Annotated in this window: 17 protein-coding genes; 9 read left to right on the top strand and 8 right to left on the bottom strand. The window is 59.1% G+C overall.

Annotated elements, in window-relative coordinates:
* Positions 1-6: 6 nt before the first annotated feature.
* Positions 7-915 carry a LysO family transporter gene (locus FGO67_RS01655; protein WP_203299002.1) on the top strand — a complete coding sequence of 303 codons (909 nt, stop codon included), beginning with the start codon at positions 7-9 and terminating at the stop codon, positions 913-915.
* On the opposite strand, the gene FGO67_RS01650 is transcribed toward FGO67_RS01655, so the two are convergent.
* The 3 genes from FGO67_RS01650 to FGO67_RS01640 all read right to left on the bottom strand — a co-directional run bounded on the left by FGO67_RS01650 (position 901) and on the right by FGO67_RS01640 (position 4,621).
* Positions 901-2,511 carry a Na/Pi cotransporter family protein gene (locus tag FGO67_RS01650; protein WP_203299001.1) on the bottom strand — a complete coding sequence of 537 codons (1,611 nt, stop codon included), beginning with the start codon at positions 2,509-2,511 and terminating at the stop codon, positions 901-903. The genes FGO67_RS01655 and FGO67_RS01650 overlap by 15 nt on opposite strands.
* 95 nt (positions 2,512-2,606) lie before the next feature.
* Positions 2,607-3,815: a cyclic di-GMP phosphodiesterase gene (locus tag FGO67_RS01645; RefSeq protein ID WP_203299000.1), complete on the bottom strand. Its 1,209-nt coding sequence runs from the start codon at positions 3,813-3,815 to the stop codon at positions 2,607-2,609.
* Complete coding sequence (locus FGO67_RS01640) at positions 3,812-4,621, bottom strand: TatD family hydrolase (RefSeq protein ID WP_203298999.1); 810 nt, start codon at positions 4,619-4,621, stop codon at positions 3,812-3,814. Before FGO67_RS01640 ends, FGO67_RS01645 begins: the two co-directional genes overlap by 4 nt.
* 119 nt (positions 4,622-4,740) lie before the next feature.
* On the opposite strand from FGO67_RS01640, the gene FGO67_RS01635 reads away from it, so the two are divergent.
* The 3 genes from FGO67_RS01635 to FGO67_RS01625 are packed head-to-tail and all read left to right on the top strand — an operon-like array spanning position 4,741 to position 8,207.
* Positions 4,741-5,571 (top strand): PPK2 family polyphosphate kinase, encoded by an 831-nt coding sequence (locus FGO67_RS01635; RefSeq protein WP_203298998.1) that lies wholly within the window; start codon positions 4,741-4,743, stop codon positions 5,569-5,571.
* A 59-nt stretch (positions 5,572-5,630) separates the two neighbouring features.
* Positions 5,631-6,902, top strand: coding sequence for a D-amino acid dehydrogenase (locus tag FGO67_RS01630; RefSeq protein WP_203298997.1), 1,272 nt, complete (start codon positions 5,631-5,633; stop codon positions 6,900-6,902).
* A gap of 48 nt (positions 6,903-6,950) precedes the next feature.
* Entirely contained in the window at positions 6,951-8,207 is a 1,257-nt protein-coding gene (locus FGO67_RS01625) for a methyltransferase (RefSeq protein WP_203298996.1), read from the top strand.
* A 49-nt stretch (positions 8,208-8,256) separates the two neighbouring features.
* On the opposite strand, the gene FGO67_RS01620 is transcribed toward FGO67_RS01625, so the two are convergent.
* Both FGO67_RS01620 and FGO67_RS01615 read right to left on the bottom strand, forming a co-directional pair.
* Positions 8,257-8,910: a peroxiredoxin gene (locus tag FGO67_RS01620; protein WP_203298995.1), complete on the bottom strand. Its 654-nt coding sequence runs from the start codon at positions 8,908-8,910 to the stop codon at positions 8,257-8,259.
* 117 nt (positions 8,911-9,027) lie between these two features.
* Positions 9,028-10,392 (bottom strand): alanine/glycine:cation symporter family protein, encoded by a 1,365-nt coding sequence (locus tag FGO67_RS01615; protein ID WP_203298994.1) that lies wholly within the window; start codon positions 10,390-10,392, stop codon positions 9,028-9,030.
* Between the two features lie 202 nt (positions 10,393-10,594).
* Here FGO67_RS01615 and FGO67_RS01610 point away from each other — a divergent pair, with 202 nt between their 5' ends.
* Positions 10,595-11,026: a CBS domain-containing protein gene (locus FGO67_RS01610; protein ID WP_203298993.1), complete on the top strand. Its 432-nt coding sequence runs from the start codon at positions 10,595-10,597 to the stop codon at positions 11,024-11,026.
* 26 nt (positions 11,027-11,052) lie between these two features.
* The gene (gene fghA, locus FGO67_RS01605; RefSeq protein WP_203298992.1) at positions 11,053-11,898 is read left to right on the top strand and encodes an S-formylglutathione hydrolase; all 846 of its coding nucleotides are present in this window, start codon (positions 11,053-11,055) and stop codon (positions 11,896-11,898) included.
* Positions 11,899-11,913: 15 nt separating this feature from the next.
* Here the strand turns inward: fghA and FGO67_RS01600 are convergent, their stop codons facing one another.
* Positions 11,914-13,038: an HD-GYP domain-containing protein gene (locus FGO67_RS01600; protein ID WP_203298991.1), complete on the bottom strand. Its 1,125-nt coding sequence runs from the start codon at positions 13,036-13,038 to the stop codon at positions 11,914-11,916.
* Positions 13,039-13,301: 263 nt separating this feature from the next.
* Between FGO67_RS01600 and FGO67_RS01595 the strand changes: the two genes are divergently transcribed.
* Positions 13,302-14,330: a GGDEF domain-containing protein gene (locus FGO67_RS01595; protein ID WP_203298990.1), complete on the top strand. Its 1,029-nt coding sequence runs from the start codon at positions 13,302-13,304 to the stop codon at positions 14,328-14,330.
* On the opposite strand, the gene FGO67_RS01590 is transcribed toward FGO67_RS01595, so the two are convergent.
* Positions 14,260-15,657 (bottom strand): MATE family efflux transporter, encoded by a 1,398-nt coding sequence (locus FGO67_RS01590; RefSeq protein ID WP_203298989.1) that lies wholly within the window; start codon positions 15,655-15,657, stop codon positions 14,260-14,262. The genes FGO67_RS01595 and FGO67_RS01590 overlap by 71 nt on opposite strands.
* 162 nt (positions 15,658-15,819) lie before the next feature.
* On the opposite strand from FGO67_RS01590, the gene FGO67_RS01585 reads away from it, so the two are divergent.
* Positions 15,820-16,710: a carboxylate/amino acid/amine transporter gene (locus FGO67_RS01585; RefSeq protein ID WP_203298988.1), complete on the top strand. Its 891-nt coding sequence runs from the start codon at positions 15,820-15,822 to the stop codon at positions 16,708-16,710.
* 150 nt (positions 16,711-16,860) lie between these two features.
* Positions 16,861-18,258, top strand: a complete 1,398-nt coding sequence (locus FGO67_RS01580; RefSeq protein WP_203298987.1) for a sodium-dependent transporter — start codon at positions 16,861-16,863, stop codon at positions 18,256-18,258.
* 77 nt (positions 18,259-18,335) lie between these two features.
* On the opposite strand, the gene FGO67_RS01575 is transcribed toward FGO67_RS01580, so the two are convergent.
* Complete coding sequence (locus tag FGO67_RS01575) at positions 18,336-18,944, bottom strand: hypothetical protein (RefSeq protein ID WP_238942133.1); 609 nt, start codon at positions 18,942-18,944, stop codon at positions 18,336-18,338.
* Positions 18,945-19,051: the final 107 nt, after the last annotated feature.

Raw genomic sequence — 19,051 nt, 5'->3', positions numbered from 1 at the left:
GATTTTATGCTGACCGGCGCGTTGTTGATTCTTGCTCCGTTGTTTTTAGGCTTTGCTCTGCCGTTGAAGAACCGCCAGGCGATGACGGTGATCCATTACTCGGTCGAAGCGCTGGTGTATTTCATTCTGGCGCTGCTGGGGCTGGGACTGGGACAGATGGAAGGTCTGGCAGACCAGCTCAGCGGTATGGCCGTGCAGGTGCTGGTGCTGGTGGCTGTCCTGTTCTTGGCCAACATGGCGGGGCTGTGGCTTTTCCATCGCTGGCAGCCGATGGCGCCGGCTAAGGGCGAGGCCGGTGGCAACCCCAGCTACCGGCGGCTGTTCCTGGCGGGGTTAAAACCGATGCTGGCGGTTCTGGCCGGCCTGTTGGCGGGTTACTACCTGCTGCCACCCCTGCCCATGGCCGAAACCGTTGCCACGGGTGCACTGATGCTACTGCTGTTTTTCATTGGCCTGCAGTTACGGAATGCCGGACTGTCCCTGCGCAAGTTGCTGATGAACCGACAGGGGCTGGGCATTGCCCTGGCGCTAACAGTCAGCTCATTGATCGCCGGAGCGCTGCTGATCCCGGTATTGGCTTTGCCCTGGCACGATGTGCTGGCCTTGGCCTCAGGGTTTGGCTGGTACTCGTTGTCCGGGATTGTTATTGGCGACGCCTTGGGGCCGGCCTGGGGCGGCGTGGCCTTCCTGAACGATGTTATCCGCGAGATCATCGCGCTGGCCATCATTCCCCTGCTGATTAGTTCCCGGCCGGCGATGGCGATCGGGTATGGCGGGGCTACCGCCATGGATTTCACGCTGCCGGTCATTCGTAGCAGCGGTGGCCTGGCGTGCGTGCCCGTGGCTATTGCTTCCGGCTTTTTGCTGTCGTTCCTGTCGCCGGTGTTGATGGGGGTCTTTCTATCCCTCGGCTAACACAGCCGGGGTGGCACTTGCCGATGACTCGGTCGTGGGAAACCAGTTCAGGGCTTTGTACCATTGATCGGATAACCTTCGCACCGCACTGAGATCATCCAACGAGCGTTCACCGTTCTCGATGGGTAAGGCTTGTTGGATGACTAATTTAAGCATGGAAGATTTCAGACGATGGTAAGCATGTTCCGCCTCGGCGAATTGCTCCGGTGTAGCAACATCCGCTGAAATCAGCTGGCGAAGCTCGGCCAGATAATCCGTGAGTTCTTGTTTAAGCGTTGCCCTTTCAGGGAAAACGCCGGCATCCCTCAAGCGCAGGAGTGCGGGGGCTGAATGGATGGCTTCCGTCAGATAACGGCAGGTCGCGAAACTACGGGCAAGCGCTTCGACAGTGCTGGCCTGCATTCTCTCGGAACGCAGCTTGGAAATGTAATCGGTGATTGCAGTGTTTAGATTCAGTGCAGCCTCAGACTTTGGCTGAATCTGGTCGACCTTCAAAGCTTCCCGGTCAATGCAGCCCCGCAGTAGTCCGCGGGTGAGATCGATCAGGCGTTTCATTTCCTGGTCGACTGCAGCTATTGCCAATTCCGGAGTTTTCACCAGTGTTTTGTCCAAATAACGGGGTTCGGCGTTATCTTCTTCCTGGCCCCGAAACATGCGGCTTAGCAGGTAGGCAAATTGAGGAGCGAACGGCAACATGATCATAGCGCCGAGCACATTGAATAGGGTGTGAAACAGCGCCAGGGAAATTGCCGGGTGGGCGCCCAGCTCAAACCAGTTGGCCAGGATGGCTACCAGCCACAACATGACGGGCAATATCGTCAGGGCAATGAGGCCGGTGACCAGGTTAAAGATGACATGTCCGAGCGCCAACCTCCTGGCATTGGCCGTTGCGCCCAGCACCGCAAGGGCTGCCGTGGAGGTCGTGCCGAGATTGGCTCCGATGACGGCGGCAGCGGCGTTATCCAGGGTTAGCAGGTTGCTGGCGGCGGCGCTGAGAATGATGGCGAGGGCTGCGCTGGAAGACTGGGTCAGCATGGTCGCCAGCAAGCCGAACAAGACATAAAGCGGTAATCCATAGCCCTGCCCTACAATCCCTTCACCGTTGAATTCGTCCGTTAGCACACCCAGCGAGTCTTTCAGCAGGGACAGCGCGAGGAAAAACAGGGCGAAACCAGCTAATGCCTCGCCTAAAGACTTGCTGCGATGGCCTGGGCCAAGCAGTTTGAGCGCCATCCCAGTGGCGAGCAAGGGCATGGCGAAAGCCTCAATCTTTATGCCAAAACCAACCAGACTCACCAGCCAGCCGGTCATCGTAGTGCCAACGTTGGCACCAAAGACAACCCCCAGTGATTGGCCGAGGTTCAGCAGGCCTGCATTGACGAAGCCGATGGTAGCAACGGTTACGGCACTGGAGGACTGGACAACGCCGGTGATGAGCACGCCGGTACCAAACCCTTTCAGTGGCGTCTTGGTCCAGACGCCAAGAATGTGGCGCAGCTGGTGTCCTGCCGAATTTTTCAATCCGTCGGTCATCATTCCCATCGCTAATAGAAACAAGGCCAGACCACCGAGAATCTGGAAAAGAGTAGTAATCAATGGGGTTCCGCCGCAGAGGGTTTATAGAAGCTTAGCAGGCCTGGTGTCAGGGGGCGTGAATAGGGGGAGTCGCAGTGAACAGGAGTGGGCGGTGCCTAGATCATGAATTTCCGGACGTCGATCCGGTAATCGTCCGGGTCGACCGCACGCACAATGCGGTCCTGAGTGCTGGGCTTGGCCAGGTCGAGAGTCTCGACGGTAATCGGCATACGGAACTTGGTGTGGTACATCACCCGAACCACCGGCAGGCGCTGATCTTTCTCGTTGGCTTCCACCACAGCAGCCAGACGGCCACTTTCAAGCAGGACCAGGCTGCCCACCGGGTAGAGGCCGATACAGCGAATGAACTGTTTGACCATGATGGGATCCAGGTGGTCACCACTCCACTCCACCAGCTTCTTCAGGCCTTGGGTGGGGGTGAGGCCCTTGTGGTAGACCCGGTCTGCGGTGATCGCGTCATAGACGTCGGTGATGGCAACCATGCGACCGTACTCCGAGATCTCATCGCCTTTAAGCCCCTCCGGATAACCGGTCCCATCCAGGCGTTCGTGGTGTTGGGCGGCGGTGATCACGCTCAACTCCCCGATGCCTTCGGTGCTGGCCAGGATATCCCGGGAATGCCGGGCGTGCAGTTTCATGACCTCGAACTCCTCGGCGCTCAAACGGCCCGGCTTGTTCAGGATTTCATCCGGGGTCATTATTTTTCCGAGGTCGTGGAGCAAAGCGCCCACGATCGTCTGGTGCAATATGTCGGCGGATAGGGATCGATAATTGCCGAACAGCGACATCAGCACACTGAGGTTGACCGAATGTTCGAGCAGGTAGTTGTCTTTTTCCCGAATCCGGCCCAGGCACCCCAGCGCGTTGGCGTTGCGCAGGACCGAGTTCTGAAGCTCGTTGGCAAGCTGATGGATGGGGGCGACATCAACGGCGCCGCCAATCTTAACGTTATTAAGGAAGCTGCCCACCAGCCCCTGGGCCTGGTAGTGGATGCGTTGCGCCACCACCAGCTCTTCTTCCATGGGGACGTGTGCTCTCAAACCCTGCGTCTGCTCGCCGGCCCGCTGCAAGGCCGCTTCGTTCCGGCGGTCTACTTCGGCGGCGGTTTCCGAATCTTGGGTGTCGAGCCCCCGCGAGGCGTCGATGTATACGTATTTCACCCCCATGCGCCGGATCTTCTCGATGGTTTCCTCTTTTTTAATCACGCCGCGCTTGCGCTGGCTGTTATGAGGAATCCAGTCGTTGTTGAGGTCGGTAATGTACATGCCGACTCTCAGGGCCGAGGTGGGGATGCGTTTGATCATTGATTAGGGAAGAACGTCCGCAGGCTGTTTTGATAGGTCGTGGCCACTACCTCATCCAGAGGCAGCTCTTTTACCTCGGCAATTTTCTCGGCCACGAACGGCAGGTAGAACGGCGCATTTTCCCGTCCCCGGTAGGGCACGGGGGTCAGGAACGGAGCGTCAGTTTCCAGCAGGATCTGCTCAATGGGCGACATCCGTACGATATCGCGCACATTCTCCGCCTTGTTGAAGGTGGTAATGCCGTTAAAACCCAGGCACCAGCCCTGGTCCAGTGCGTACTGAGCGAGCCCCGGGCCGGAGGTGAAGCTGTGAATCACGCCGCGGCGGGTCAGCGATTGCTCAAATTCCCGCAGAATCTCGATGGTGTCGTCGTCGGCCTCGCGGCTGTGGATAACCACAGGGCGATCGGTGTCACAGGCGATCTGCAGCTGACGCCGAAACACGTCCCGCTGTACGCTACGGTCAGCGTTGTCGTAAAAGTAGTCCAGACCGATTTCACCGACGGCGACAATCTTGCTGTCACCGGCATGGGTGCGGATTTCCGCTTCTGTGGCGTCGGAGTATTGCTCAGCCTCATGGGGGTGAATACCCTGCGTGCCATACAGCCACGGGGTCATGTTGCTCAGCTCCCGCACCCGGGCAAGGTTGTCCGGGGACACAGCAATGGTGATCACTTTCTCGATGTTCACCCGCTGGCTCTGCTCCAGAGTTTCCTCCAGGGGACGATCCTTGAGATAGTCCAGATGGCAGTGGGTTTCGATGATCGGATGATCGAAGACGGGAATCTCGCGACGTTTTTTACTCATTGCTCGGGGGTCAACTCCATAGCAGCCAAAGGGCGCTGCTAAGCTGAGAAATGGAATGTGCATATACTACCATTATGTACGATTGTTCACCCACATATGGAGCATAGGAAATTCCCGGCATGTACGTATCAGTGTTTGCAGAGCGCTGGCGCTTTGATACCGGCAACCCTCAGCTCGCGGGTTATCCAACCGTGTTGGATGAAGAGCAGGAATTGCCCTCACTGGAGGCCAGTCTGGACGAGATCGGGGAATACCAGCGGCGGCTCTGGGCCAATCGGGCGCGGGCGTTGCTTTTGGTGATCCAGGGCCCGGACACCAGCGGCAAGGACAGCCTGATCCGGACTCTGGCGACTTACACCGATCCGGCTGGCTTTCATGCCTGGTCGTTCAGTCGGCCCGAGGGCGCCGCCACCTGCCACGACTTCCTGTGGCGGGTGACGCCGCTCCTGCCGGGCTTCGGTGAAGTGGTGGCGTTCAATCGCAGTCATCACGAGGCGGTCATGGCGGAGCGCGTCTGGCCGGTGCGCCCACCCAAGACCTACAATTGGCGCAGCCGCTACCGGTCCATCCGCAATTTTGAGCGCCATCTTGTGGAAGAGGGCACGACGGTGGTGAAAATCTGGCTGAACCTGTCAGAGGATGAGCATCGCCGCCGCTTGTTAACGCGTCTGGATAAACCCCGCAAGCGCTGGAAGTTCGAGCAATCCGATATCGACGGCTGGGTAAAGCGGAGTCAGTATCAGGCTTATGCGGAAGAGGCACTGGCGCAGACCCATACCGCAGAGGCACCCTGGTTCATCGTGCCGGCTGATCGTAAACCCCAGGCCCGGGCGATTGTGGCGGCGATTCTGGCCGAGCAGTTGCAACACCTGGCGCCGGATTACCCCAAAGAGGACCAGGCGGTGCTTGATGCATACCGTCAGTTATTAGCCCGAAATGGGGTTAAGTAGGGTCAAGTTCGCCGAAATTCCGTTAAATGACGGGAAGTTTTCAGTAAAGGGAGTCGTGCATGCGTATTGTTGTCGTCGGTGGTGGGGTCGTTGGTGTCACCACGGCGTACGAATTGAATCGCCGTGGCCACCAGGTGACGGTGCTGGAGCGACACTCGATCGCCGGCAATGAAACCAGCAAGGGTAACGCCGCCCAGCGTTCCTACGGGGTGGTTTACCCTTGGGCCGATCCGAAGATGGTGCTGAAAGCGGTACCCTGGCTGTTGAAGCAAGACGGTCCGTTGAAGTGGCGGATGCCGCCCTCCGTGGAAGCCATTCGCTTCATGATGTCCACCCTGCGTTACGCCTGGGCGCCGGGATTGTTTGGGCTGAACCGCCGCGCCATGCTGCGATTGGGGGTGCACAGCCGGGAACGGTTCCAGGCCCTGGAAAACGAACTTGATTTGGCCTTCGATGGTGATCACGATGGTTTGCTGCACCTGGCCAGCACCCCGGAGGCACTGGATGGCTATCGCGAGACCCAGGCGCTGCTTGCCGAACTGGGTATTGCGTCTCGACTGCTGACGCCGGAGCAGGTTCGCGCCGCCGAGCCGGGCATGGTAGGTAATGGGCCCCTCTACGGAGCTCTGAGTTATGACACTGATGGCACCGGCGACTGCCACCAGTTTTCCCAGGCGCTGGCCCGAGAATGCGAGGCCCGGGGTGTCCGTTTTCGCTATCAGGTGGAAGCCCAGAGTCTGGTTGCCAATGACCATGCCGTTGAGGCTATCAACATCACCACCGAGGACGGTGACCGGGAGCGGATTGAGGCGGATGCCTTTGTTATCAGTGCCGGGTGCTGGTCCGATCATCTGGTTCGGCCACTGGGGTTGGGGCTGCCGATCTATCCGGTCAAAGGCTACAGCCTGACCGTGCCGCTGAGTAACTCCGACCATGCGCCGGTTTCAACGGTTCATGATGACAACTACAAGGTGGTGTCGACCCGGCTGGGCAATCGCCTGCGGGCCACAGGGTTTGTTGAGCTGGCGGACTTTAACCGCGACATCCCGGAGGCCCGGCTGGCCACCATCCGGAAATCCGTGAACTCGCGGTTTCCCGGCTGTGCCGAACTGGAAGCCGCTGAAATCTGGACCGGTTTTCGCCCGATGACGCCCGACGGCCCCGCCATCATTGGCCGTGGCCCGCGGGATAACCTGTTTCTCAACACCGGCCACGGCACCTTCGGTTGGACCTTGTCGGCTGGCAGTGCCGATCTGATTGCCCAGGTGATCGATGGCGAGGCACCGTCAGTGTGCCTGGATGCCTTCCGCCCCGGTCGTTTCAGCGAGTAGCCGTCAGCGGCAGGAACTTTTGGTTTAACGAGAGCAAAGGCCAATGGCATGACAGTACCCCCGGCCGCGAATTTACAAGACCCTGCCGAATCGTTTTATAGCCACTGGATGGCGCTTAACGACTGGCTGCGTGAGCACCGTGGGCTCTGGCAGCCAGCGCCGTTCATGGAGCCGGCGCCGCCATGGACCAAGCAGTATCCGGACCTGGCCCGGCTCATCGCTGAGATTAGTGACGAGCAACGCCAGATTTTGGAAGATGCGCCAGCAAGATTGGCGGCCATGGTCGGAGTGCAGGTGCCCTCGTTGGCACGATACGAGCACCTGACCGCATTGGCGGATCTGAGACCGGCTGAGTCCGAGGTCAGTCTGGCCACCTTGCCGGAGGTTCGGGCGGTGGATATGCCGGGGCGCAAGCGCGGTCAGTCCGGAGCGTTTGCCGCGGCCCTTCGGCCCCTGGAGCAGTCGGTGCTGGATTGGTGCTGTGGCAAGGGCCATCTTGCCCGCACATTGGCGGCGGTGTGCCAGGAGCCCGTTCACGGCCTCGAATGGAATGCCGAACTGGTGCGTGAAGGCAACCGGCTGGCGGTTAAGTACGGCGATGCAGTATCGCTGCAGTGTCAGGATGTCTTGGCCGAAGATCTCGTCTTGCCGCCCGGGTACCACGGTGTTGCCCTGCACGCCTGTGGCGATCTGCACCGACGCCTGATGCGCCGGGGCAGCGAGGCGGGTCTGTCCCGGTTAAGTGTCTCGCCTTGTTGTTATCATCTGACTGATGCTGATAGTTACCGGCCAATGTCGCGTCGGGCGGCCAGCCATGATGGGCTCCTGGCGCCGTCCCGCAGTGACTTGCGCCTTGCGGTGCGGGAAACGGTGACCGCGCCGGCCCGGGTCCGAGAGCAGACCCGGCTGGTGAGCCAGTGGCGATTGGGCTTTGATAGCCTGCAGCGGGAGTTACGGGGCATCGATGAGTATCTGGCGGTGCCTTCGCATCCCTCCAAAGTGATCCATGAGGGTTTCGCCGGCTTCTGCCGCTGGGCCGCCCACAAGAAGGCAATGGCGTTGCCGCCGGATATCGACTTCGACGCCTGGGAAGCGCAGGGTGTCCGGCGCTGGGAGCAAGTGCGACGCCACGAACTGGTTCGCCACCTGTTCCGCCGTCCGTTGGAGCTGTGGATGGTGCTGGACTACGCGCTCTACTTTGAGGAGCAGGGCTATCAAGTGCGGCTGGGGGAATTCTGTGATCGGTCCCTGACCCCGAGGAATCTGTTACTGGACGCGGTCAGGACTTCCGAAGAGGCCAATTAAAAAGGCGCCCCGAAGGGCGCCTTTTCTGGTTTCCCGTTTACCTGTTGGATCAGTTGCCGCCCCAGTTGGCTTTGGGGTCAGGCGTCATCCGCAAATAGGATTTCACGGCCTGATAGCCCTGGGGGAAACGTTGCTTGATCTCGTCTTCATCCTGCAGCGACGGCACGATGACAACGTCTCCGCCACGCTCCCAGTTACCCGGGGTGGCCACCTTGTGGTCATCGGTCAGTTGCAGCGAATCCACCACTCGCAGTACCTCGTTGAAGTTGCGGCCGGTGCTGGCCGGGTAGGTGATGATCAGGCGCACCTTCTTGTTCGGATCGATCACGAACAGGGAGCGAACGGTCAGGCTGCTGTCGACGTTGGGGTGGATCATGTCGTACAGTTCCGACACTTTCCTGTCCTGATCGGCGATGATCGGGAAGTTGACCGAGCAGCCCTGAGTCTCGTTGATGTCCTTGATCCACTCCTGGTGGGAGTCAACAGGATCAACGCTCAGTGCGATTGCCTTGACGTTGCGCTTGGCAAATTCGTCCTTGAGTTTGGCCGTCAGGCCGAGCTCCGTGGTGCACACGGGGGTGAAGTCCGCCGGGTGTGAAAACAGGATGCCCCAGCTGTCACCGAGCCAGTCATAGAACGAGATCCGGCCTTCACTGGAATCCTGTTCGAAATCCGGTGCGGTATCTCCAAGACGTAAACTCATAAGCTCTTCTCCTTTTCTGCGACGTTCGGCAGGTGCCGTTTGCCCGGCATAAACCCTGCCGGAATGTTACTTCGCCCTGACTCAAACGTGGGTTCGGCCAGGGCGAATTGCAAGGGCCTAGACTTCACCGAGCGTTTTTTCCCGCTCGAAGTGCTCCCGGGTCAGCTTGAACACTACTGGGCTCAGCAGCAGCAGGGCTATCAGGTTGGGCAGTGCCATCATGGCGTTCAGGGTGTCGGCCACCAGCCAGACAAAACCAAGGTTCAGGGTGGCGCCAACGGGAATCGCCAGAATCCAGGCGACCCGGTAAGGCACGATGGCTTTTACGCCGAACAGGAATTCGATGCAGCGCTCACCGTAGAACGACCAGCCAAGGATGGTGGTGAATGCGAAGACCGCCAGGGCGATTGCCACCAGGTAGTTACCAACGCCGGGCAGCGCTTCTGCGAAAGCCAGGGAGGTCAGCTCGGCGCCGGACACGCCCGAGGTCCAGACACCGGAGGTGATGATCACCAGCCCGGTGATGGTGCAAATGATGATGGTGTCGATAAAGGTGCCCAGCATGGCCACCATACCCTGGTTGATCGGGTTTTTGGTTTGAGCCGCAGCGTGGGCAATGGGAGCCGAACCCAGGCCGGCTTCGTTGGAGAAAATACCCCGTGCCACACCGAATCGGATAGCCGCCCATACGGCAGCACCCGCAAATCCACCTTCAGCAGCAATGGGGGAGAATGCGTGCTGCAGCACCATGGCCAGTGCCGCGGGGATATCGGCGGCGTTAATTGCCAGTACAATCAGGCCGGCGACCAGGTAGGAAATAGCCATCAGCGGCACCAGTGCGCTGGCTACGTGACCAATCCGGCGAATACCGCCGATCAGGACGGCACCAACCAGTACCATGAGGATAACACCGGTCAGCCAGTGCGGCAGGCCGAAGTTGGCCTCCATCACGTCGGCAACGGAGTTAGCCTGTACGGTATTGCCAATGCCAAAGCCGGCAATGGCCGCAAACACCGCAAAGAAAACACCCAGCCAGGCCCACTTCTTGCCCAGGCCGTTACGGATGTAGTACATCGGCCCGCCAACATGGTCGCCACGTTCATCCACTTCGCGGAAGCGTACGGCCAGGACGGCTTCGGAATACTTGGTTGCCATACCGACTAGGGCGGTCAGCCACATCCAGAACAGGGCGCCGGGGCCACCGAGAAACACGGCAGTCGCCACGCCAGCGATGTTACCGGTACCCACGGTGGCTGACAGTGCCGTCATCAGGGCCTGAAAAGGCGGAATCTCGCCTTCAGACTCGGCACCGGTGGCCTTGCGGCCCTGCCACATCAAACGGAACCCGGCGCCTAGCTTGAGTACTGGCATAAGCTTGAGGCCCAGGCTGAGGAATAGCCCGACACCGAGAATGAGGACCAGCATGGGCGGCCCCCACACCAGCGAATTGAGTTGTCCGACGAATTCAGAGATGGCTTCCATGGGGATCTCCCGAAGTTAGCGATAGTTGCCCTTTATTTTTTGCCCTTTTGAGGCGTAACCCTCGGAGTTTAAGCGATAAAATCTCCCTGTAAACTATCGGCCGGGTTTTCTGTTTTCCTTTCCGGGGTCGATTGCCTATGGTTATAGACAGAGGCCCGCATTCGGGCCGGGACACCTGAATTCAACGGGAGGAGGCCTGCCCATGCGTTCACTGAAAGTCTCAGATGTCATGTGGAATCACATTGAGCCTGTCCGTTGTGGCACGCCGCTGACCCGAGTAGTGAAATCCCTTTTGCACAACCATGTAACCGGATTACCGGTGGTGGATGACCAGCGTCACGTTCTGGGCTTTGTATCGGAGCAGGATTGTATTCACGCCCTGTTGGTCAGCAGTTACCACTGCGAGGGCGACCCCATCGTGGACGACGTAATGTTCCGTGAGCCGGTTACGGTTTCTCCGGAAATGGCGGTGGTAGATCTGGCCCAGAACCTGGGTGCCGGAAAGCCCAAGGTCTATCCGGTTATTGACCATGGCAAACTGATCGGTATTGTGACGCGTACTGCCATCCTGGCGGAGTTGGCGCGTTCCGGCTGTGGTCTCGAGTTGCCAAAGTACGCCAGCGCCGACGACTGAGAATCTCTTTATCTGGTAAGGATGCTATGGAACTTTTATCCACGAACGTGTGTTTCGACGGTGAGCATCGTCGCTATCGTCATCACTCCGTGACTCTGGACTGTGACATGGAATTTGCCGTGTTCCTGCCGCCGGGTGCGGTTGGGCAAAATCCAATCAATGCCCCTGTGCTGTACTGGTTATCCGGTTTGACCTGCACCGACCAGAATTTCATGCAGAAAGCAGGCGCCATGAAACACGCCGCCAAACTGGGGCTTGCGATTGTTTGCCCTGACACCAGTCCAAGAGGGCTCAATCTGCCGGGCGAGGACGACAGCTACGATTTCGGAACCGGCGCGGGCTTCTACATCAACGCCACGGAGCAACCCTGGGCGCCCCATTACCGGATGTACGATTACGTGGTTAAGGAATTGCCGCAACTGGTAGAGGATCAGCTGCCGGTGACTGACCAGCGGTCTGTGAGCGGTCACTCCATGGGTGGCCATGGTGCGCTCATCGCGGCGCTGAAAAACCCGGGCCGATACGTCTCGGTTTCCGCGTTCGCACCCATCGCCAATCCGAGCGAGTGTCCCTGGGGGCAAAAGGCTTTCACCGGCTACCTCGGCGGGGATACGAAAGCGTGGGAGCAGTGGGATGCCACACTGTTAATCCCGACTGCCCGCGAGCGCTTGCCGCTGCTGGTGGATCAGGGCACTGCCGATGAGTTTCTGGACAGCCAGTTGAACCCGGACGCGCTGGCGGAAGTCTGCGAAACCTTCCATCACCGCATCAATCTACGTATGCATCGGGGCTATGATCACAGCTATTTTTTCATTGCCTCATTCATCGATGACCATCTGGACCATCATGCCCAGGCTCTCGGCTTATGCTGAGCCAATAGGGCAGGCCTAGGACCGGAATCCCCAGATCAGGCTGAAATCCATGGACGGCATGACTTCGGGCTCTTCCAGAGCCCGAATGTTGTACTCCAGCATGCTGGTGTCCCGCTCAAAAGTGCCGCTGTAGCGATTGCCCCGGGGCCCGAAGATCGCCTTAACGAAGGGGCCGCGGGCGCGCACCGGGCGGCCGCAGACCACGCCCACTTCATTGTTATCAAGCCGTACGAGAACGCCGGGAGGGTAGTCTCCCAGAACCTTGAGCAGAGCCTTGGGAATGGCTGGTCGGAAGGTGCCGTCGCCTAGTGTGGCAATCAGACGGCGGGCATCGGTGACATTCATCCGGGTCCGGTAGGCTCGCTTGGTGATCATCGCCACGTAGCGCTCGCACAACGCCAGAATTTCTGCCTCCGGGCGGATTTCAGTACCACTAAGCCCATGTGGATAGCCTTTGCCGTCGGCCTGCTCATGATGCTGGGCAATGATGGCGGCGAGCAGTTTGTTGTCGATGCCGGCGTCCTGCAGTGCTTTCATACTCCGCTCCGGGTGTTTACTGATGACCTGTCTTTGGTCCGGGCTGAGCAGCTTGTTGGAGGCATTGAGCTGGTCCGCCACCGGCACCAATGCCAGATTGGCGGTCAGGGCGGCGGCGGTGAGCACGCTGGTGCGTTTATCATCCAGGCCAAACTGACGCGCGGTGAACTGGCTGAGAATGGCGTAGAACAGAGTCTGCTCAAGAATCGTGGGGCCGATGGAGTACAGGTGCACCAGGGCGAGGCTGGCGTCCGGCGCTTCGATGCAGGTGCGCTCAATCATCCGGGTCAGGCCCATCAACCGTTTCTGGGCCGAGGGATCGCCATCGGTGATAGCGTTCAGGGTCGCCTCAAGGCTCTGGAGCAGGTCAGCATAGTCGGCGAAGGGATTGCGCTGCCGATGATCTTCAACGATGTCTTCTTGGGGACGCTCAATCTTGCGGGGCTTGAAGCGGCCGCGCTCGAATAATTGTTCCAGCTGGTTATCGGTCTGAATCACATAGCCCTGGCGCAGCAGCACGTTACCGTTGGCATCGTAAACGTTCCAGGGCAGTGGCCGGCCCAATTCCAGGGCGCCGGGAGCAATTCGGACAAGATTGTTCAAAATTAGGAATCCGATTTACAGGTTTAGATTATCCAAAGTGTAACTCTGAACGACACCTAGGCTCTATATCCCGTTGATGCGGATTGATTCTTTTACTCTATTTAACAGCAACAGGAGGTTGTCTGTGGTAAAAAATGATTAGGGGTTCACATTTTGTGGCGGTGCGTCATGGATTTGTAAAATCTATCTCCGGCAGGAAGATCGAACACCAGCGTTGGGCTATGCTAGCGAACTAAATATAACCTTCTGTGGGTATGTCCCAGATGTTTTACCGCCTTAAAACGGATTTTCGGCTATCGATCATTACCCTGCTGGGCGCCAGTGCCATTCTCGGCATTACACCTTTTGCAGTATTTCGTTTTTTACAGGGAAACCTTCTGGCGGCAGTGGTCGATGTCGCTATTCTCGCGGGTATTGTCGGTAGCGTGGTCTGTGCCTGGGTAACGGGCCGAACCAAATTCAGTGGTTTGTTCCTGGCGGTTATGACCTCGTCCAGTGCCGTGGTTGTCGGTGCAGTGACTGGCGAGCCGGGGTTGTTCTGGCTGTTTCCGTGCCTGGTCACCAGCTTTTTCCTGGCCAGCCCCCGCTTGGCCATCATCATAAACCTGAGTGCGATATCAGCAATGATGGCTCAAGCTGACATTTTTCGCTCACTGGTCCAGATGTGGTCCTTTGCCGCCGGGGCTGTGGTTGTCAGTGCCTGTGCCTATGTCTTCGCCTTCCGTAACGAATCCCAGCGCGAACGGCTCGAGCACCTGGCCACCATTGATCCGCTGACGGGTGTTCGCAATCGCCGCTCGATGGATCAGGAATTGGCTTGGGCAGTCGCCAACGCCGATCGCACGGGCGAGACCTACTCGATTGCCATGCTTGATATCGATCACTTCAAACAGATCAACGATCGTTATGGCCACGGCGTTGGCGACTCAGTCCTGGTTGAAATGGTGGCGTTAATCCAGCAACACACCCGGCGCACCGATCGATTATTCCGCTATGGCGGCGAAGAGTTTGTGCTGCTGTTCCCCGGAACCGGTGGAGAGGGTCTGGAGACGGTATTAATTAACCTGCAACAGGTGCTGCACAAGTATCTCAGGCACCCTGGCGGAACGGTCACTGCATCTTTTGGGGTAGCCCAGCTGATAGTCCGGGAAGATGTCGACAGCTGGCTTGCCCGTGCCGATGCCGCGCTCTATCAGGCCAAGGAATCTGGCCGGGACTGCATCATTTTTGCTCAACACGATTTGGCGCATACCGAAAAAGCCGCCAGCCCAGCAGAATACTCGCTGACGTAAGCCCGCCGGTCAGGCCGACCCAAAAGCCAGCCGCACCCATGGCGGGCCAGAGTACATCCGTGAAAGTCAGCAAATAACCCAGTGGTAGCCCCACGCCCCAGAACGAAAACAGCATGATGAACATGGGGATGCGGGTGTCCTTGTAGCCCCTCAAGGCGCTGATGCAGGTGACCTGAATCACATCGGCAATCTGGAACAGGGCGGCAAAAAATAGCAGCCGGATGGTTACCTGTTGCACCTCGATTTCGCCGGTATAGAGCGCCGCGATACCCTTGGAAAAGACCCACAGCAATACCGCGAACACCAGTGCCGTGGCGGCCGCCAAAATCAGTGAACTGCGGGAGATCAGCCGGGCGGTGTCCGGCGCCCCCGCGCCCATCAGGAAACTGACCCGCAGAGTTAGCGCCATGCCAATACTCAAGGGCAGCATGAACAGCAGTGAAACCACGTTCAGCGCAATCTGGTGGCCGGCGACCACCACCGGTCCGAGTGGCGCCAGGAAAAGAGCAATGACTGAAAACATGCTGGCTTCCACGAAGATGGTGAAGCCAATCGGCACGCCAAGCTTCAGGATGTACACGAGGCCGGCCAGCTCCGGTTTGGCCCAGTCCGCAAGCAAGTGAAAGCGGCGATAGGCGTGGCTGCGGTTGAGGTACACCAGCAGTGCCACGGCGGCGATGCCGTTGGACAGGGAGGTGGCCCAGCCGCAGCCAACCCCGCCCATGGCTGGCAGGCCGAGTTTGCCGTAGATAAAGATGTAGTTCAGCGGCAGGTTGATCAGGGTGCTCAGTACCGAAAACGCCATGATCACCCGAGTGTGGCCAAGGCCGTCGGTTAATCCCCGAAGCGCGGTCATCATCAGCATGGCCGGCACACCCCAGGCAAAGGCGTTGAGGTAGTCCTGGGTTATCCCGGCGGTATCACGCTCCAGATTAAGCAGGGCCAGCACCGGATGCACGTTCGTTAACAACAGGATCATGATCACCGAACCGGCGGCCGCCAGATACAGCCCCTGCCAGGTGGCGGGCATGATCTTTTCAAGGGTGCGGGCACCGTTGTAGCCGGAAATGATCGGCTGCAGCGCGCCCAGCAGGCCCATGAAAAACAGGAACAGCGGCATCCACAGGCTACTGCCGATGCCCACGGCCGCCAGATCCCTGGCACTGGCGTGACCGGCCATAACGGTATCAATCACGCCATTGGCCATCTGGGCAATCTGGGCGATCAGAATCGGGCCGCCGAGCATTGCCAGGGTACGCCATTCGATCAGGGTTCGGGTCACCAGTGGCTGGCGCACTTCCGGTAATGGCTGGTGAGTTTCGTCCATGGCTGGGCTGGTCCGGGTTGTCGAGATTTTGGGTGTGCAGGCCGGGCATGGTAACCGATTGGGTGAAACCCCTGCATCGGTGTTTATGCGCCTTTTCGCCACTGCAAGGCTGAGCCAAAAGCGGTAAAGTACGCGCCTCGATTTCAAAGGGGGTCAGTGACAATGGGTTTACTGGTTTTTGTTACGGTGCTGTGGGCATTCTCGTTCAGCCTGATCGGCGAATTCCTGGCCGGCCAGGTGGACAGTGATTTTGCGGTGCTCAGCCGTGTGTTGTTGGGTGCTCTGGTGTTTCTTCCTTTCACTCGCTGGCGCGGTGTGCCGTCGGGCATGAAGCTGGGCATACTGGTTACCGGCATGCTGCAGTTTGGTATCACCTATCTGTGCCTGTACCGCTCCTTCAGTTACCTGAGCGTGCCGGAAGTACTGCTGTTCACCATCTTCACGCCCCTGTACGTAACCCTAATTGATGACGCCCTGTTCCGGCGCTTCTCACCGGTGGCCCTTGTTGCCGCCGCCGTTGCCACTCTGGGCGCGGGCATCATCCGCTACGATGGTCTGAGTGAGGATTTCATTACCGGTTTCCTGTTGCTGCAGGTGGCCAACTTTACCTTCGCCGCCGGCCAGGTGGGCTACAAGCACATCATGCAGCGCCATCAGCTGGCACTGCCGGCCTACCGTACCTTCGGCTACTTTTTCATCGGCGCGCTGGTGATCGCACTGCCGTCGTTCCTGATCTTCGGTAATCCGGACCGCTTGCCGACAACCTCGCTGCAGTGGGGCGTTCTGGCCTGGTTGGGTCTCGCGGCCTCCGGCCTGGGTCTGTTCCTTTGGAATCGCGGCGCCTGCTACGTGGATGCCGGCACCCTGGCGATCATGAACAATGCCCTGGTGCCCGCCGGTTTGCTGGTAAACCTGCTGATCTGGAACCGGGATGCGGACCTCACCCGGCTGGCTATAGGTGGTGGGGTGATTGCACTTTCCCTTTGGCTAAATGCCCGCTTCCATCCCCGGGCGCGTCTCGCGGCCCGAACCGCGGGTGCCAGCGCCGACTGACACCGCCAGAGAGTCCGCACCGACATCGATAGTTCGCCAGCGCTGGCATCATGCTGCGAGTGCTGGCAGAATTCCGCTCCAGCTGCCTGGGCCCGGCCCCGGCGTATGTATTCGTTCCCTATTCCTCAGCCAAAAGCACAGGAAATCATCATGACTCAGTCCAACTCGGCTTCGGGCAATGGCGCAGAGGCAGCCCGTGGCCTCTGGTCCTCCCGGTTGGCATTTATTCTTGCGGCAACCGGTTCTGCCGTAGGTCTCGGCAATATCTGGAAGTTTCCCTACGTTACCGGTGAAAACGGCGGTGGCGCCTTTGTGCTGGTGTATCTGCTGTGCATCGCGATCATTGGTATCCCCATTCTGATGGCCGAGGTGTTCATCGGTCGGAATGGCCGGCACAACCCCATTACCAGCATGCGGCTGGTGGCGGAGCGCAACCTGAAATCTCCGATGTGGCGGATTTCGGCCATCGTGGGCATGATCGCGGCGTTCGTGATTCTTTCTTTCTATTCGGTGATTGGTGGTTGGTCCGCGTCTTATGTGGGACACGCGGCCATGGGCGACTTCACCGGCGGTACCGCGGAGTCCATTGGCGATCTGTTCGGTGGCTTGCTGGCGAGCCCGGTCCAGTTGCTGATCTGGCACACCGTCTTCATGGCACTGGTGGTGCTGGTGGTGTCCCGGGGGCTTAAAGGTGGCCTGGAGAAAGCCGCCACTATCCTGATGCCGGCTCTGTTCATCCTGCTGCTGGTGGCCGTGGGTTACGCCACCACCACCGGGCACTTTGGTGAGGCGGTCAGCTTCCTGTTTACGCCGGACTTTGGTGCCCTGTCGGTCAGCGGTGTGCTGATTGCGCTCGGCCACGCCTTCTTCACCCTGAGCCTGGGTATGGCAATCATGATGGCGTACGGCTCGTACCTGGGCCGGGACATCTCTATTGCCCGCACTGCCATCAGTGTTGCGGTTATGGATACCGGCGTGGCCCTGCTGGCGGGTCTGGCCATTTTTCCGGTGGTGTTTGCCAATGGCCTGGAGGCTGGAGCTGGCCCGGGGCTGATCTTCCAGACCCTGCCGCTGGCGTTTGGCAACATGCCGATGGGTGGGTTGTTCGGCACCCTGTTCTTCGTACTGCTGCTGTTCGCCGCCTGGACCTCGGGTATTTCTCTGTTGGAGCCGGTGGTTGAATGGGTTGAGGAGAAGACCAGTATGGCCCGTACCGGCAGTGCCATCCTGGTGGGCATACTGTGCTGGGGGCTGGGTATAGCCTCGATTCTGTCCCTTAACGTCTGGTCCGACGTGGCCCCCCTGGCCATGTTCGAGCGGTTTGAGGGCAAGACCATCTTTGACCTGCTGGATTTCTTTACCGCCAACATCATGCTGCCCCTGTCCGGTCTGCTGACCGCGGTATTCGTGGGCTGGTTCGTGGCCAAGGAATCCCTGAAGCTGGATCTGGCGCTCGACGGCGGCGGCTTCAGGCTCTGGTTCGGGCTGATCCGCTACGTGACGCCAGTGGCGGTCATTATCGTGTTTGCCTATAACCTGATGGGCTGAGCACAGACCGCTGATTTGGTAGAAAGAAGCGAAGAGAAACCGGCTCTCACTGGAGAGCCGGTTTTTTTATGGGCGCTTCACTCGGATTCGGAAAAGGCCCGGAGTTCATCCAGGTGGGGGCGAATCGCCTCAATGTCGGCCGGTGGCGCATTTCTCGCACTTTCCATTGCGCCCATCGCGCCTTCCATCATGGCGCGCATTTGAGCTTTCTGGGTTTCGGTCATGTGTGGGCTGTTTTCGATCTCGGCCATGGCCTCGGCGATTTCTTGTTGAGCCTGAGGGTTCTGCTCCTGCAATTCGATGGCCATCCAGGCCCGGAAAATACGGTCGCCAGTCAGGCCCCATTGCTGCAGATCGCTGAAGCCGTGTTCCTGGACGATGTCTTCCAGCTGCTCATAGACTGGCTGACCCTCCATGTTACGCACCGTGTTAGAAAAAATTTGTGCGAAATCGGGCGCCTCGGAATCGGCCTCCCTGGCGTTGGCTTCCATCTCGTCCTGAATGGCCTCAAGTTCCGGCTCCAGGGCCTGGGCCGCTGACAGACTGGCCAGAAAGGATTGAACCTGGGTGTCGGTGAGGGCCTCGGCGGAAGAGGCTGGCGTGGAGCCAAGGGCAAGCAGGATCATGAGAACCGGTGCAAGGGCCCGGATGAACAGGGAAACTGGTTGGGGGTGGGTGTCGGGCATGGGACCTCTCCTTGTCGAAAAGCCCCGGTTCAGCGTTCCCCGGGGTTTATCTGAGAGTAATCCCTGAAGTGTGAATCTGCCAGCCTGCCGGATCCGTCTTACGAATC

This window comes from Marinobacter sediminum (assembly GCF_016820575.1).
In the GTDB taxonomy this organism is placed as follows: Bacteria; Pseudomonadota; Gammaproteobacteria; order Pseudomonadales; family Oleiphilaceae; genus Marinobacter; species Marinobacter sediminum.
This window is presented reverse-complemented; position numbering and strand designations above follow the sequence as displayed.

What these genes read in the sequence shown, in the direction of transcription:
- FGO67_RS01655 (WP_203299002.1), top strand. Translation starts at nt 7, where the DNA reads ATGCTGACCGGCGCGTTGTTGATTCTTGCTCCGTTGTTTTTAGGCTTT.
- FGO67_RS01645 (WP_203299000.1), bottom strand. Translation starts at nt 3,815, where the DNA reads ATGATCAAACGCATCCCCACCTCGGCCCTGAGAGTCGGCATGTACATT.
- FGO67_RS01640 (WP_203298999.1), bottom strand. Translation starts at nt 4,621, where the DNA reads ATGAGTAAAAAACGTCGCGAGATTCCCGTCTTCGATCATCCGATCATC.
- FGO67_RS01635 (WP_203298998.1), top strand. Translation starts at nt 4,741, where the DNA reads ATGTACGTATCAGTGTTTGCAGAGCGCTGGCGCTTTGATACCGGCAAC.
- FGO67_RS01630 (WP_203298997.1), top strand. Translation starts at nt 5,631, where the DNA reads ATGCGTATTGTTGTCGTCGGTGGTGGGGTCGTTGGTGTCACCACGGCG.
- FGO67_RS01625 (WP_203298996.1), top strand. Translation starts at nt 6,951, where the DNA reads ATGACAGTACCCCCGGCCGCGAATTTACAAGACCCTGCCGAATCGTTT.
- FGO67_RS01620 (WP_203298995.1), bottom strand. Translation starts at nt 8,910, where the DNA reads ATGAGTTTACGTCTTGGAGATACCGCACCGGATTTCGAACAGGATTCC.
- FGO67_RS01615 (WP_203298994.1), bottom strand. Translation starts at nt 10,392, where the DNA reads ATGGAAGCCATCTCTGAATTCGTCGGACAACTCAATTCGCTGGTGTGG.
- FGO67_RS01610 (WP_203298993.1), top strand. Translation starts at nt 10,595, where the DNA reads ATGCGTTCACTGAAAGTCTCAGATGTCATGTGGAATCACATTGAGCCT.
- fghA (WP_203298992.1), top strand. Translation starts at nt 11,053, where the DNA reads ATGGAACTTTTATCCACGAACGTGTGTTTCGACGGTGAGCATCGTCGC.
- FGO67_RS01595 (WP_203298990.1), top strand. Translation starts at nt 13,302, where the DNA reads ATGTTTTACCGCCTTAAAACGGATTTTCGGCTATCGATCATTACCCTG.
- FGO67_RS01590 (WP_203298989.1), bottom strand. Translation starts at nt 15,657, where the DNA reads ATGGACGAAACTCACCAGCCATTACCGGAAGTGCGCCAGCCACTGGTG.
- FGO67_RS01585 (WP_203298988.1), top strand. Translation starts at nt 15,820, where the DNA reads ATGGGTTTACTGGTTTTTGTTACGGTGCTGTGGGCATTCTCGTTCAGC.
- FGO67_RS01580 (WP_203298987.1), top strand. Translation starts at nt 16,861, where the DNA reads ATGACTCAGTCCAACTCGGCTTCGGGCAATGGCGCAGAGGCAGCCCGT.
- FGO67_RS01575 (WP_238942133.1), bottom strand. Translation starts at nt 18,944, where the DNA reads ATGCCCGACACCCACCCCCAACCAGTTTCCCTGTTCATCCGGGCCCTT.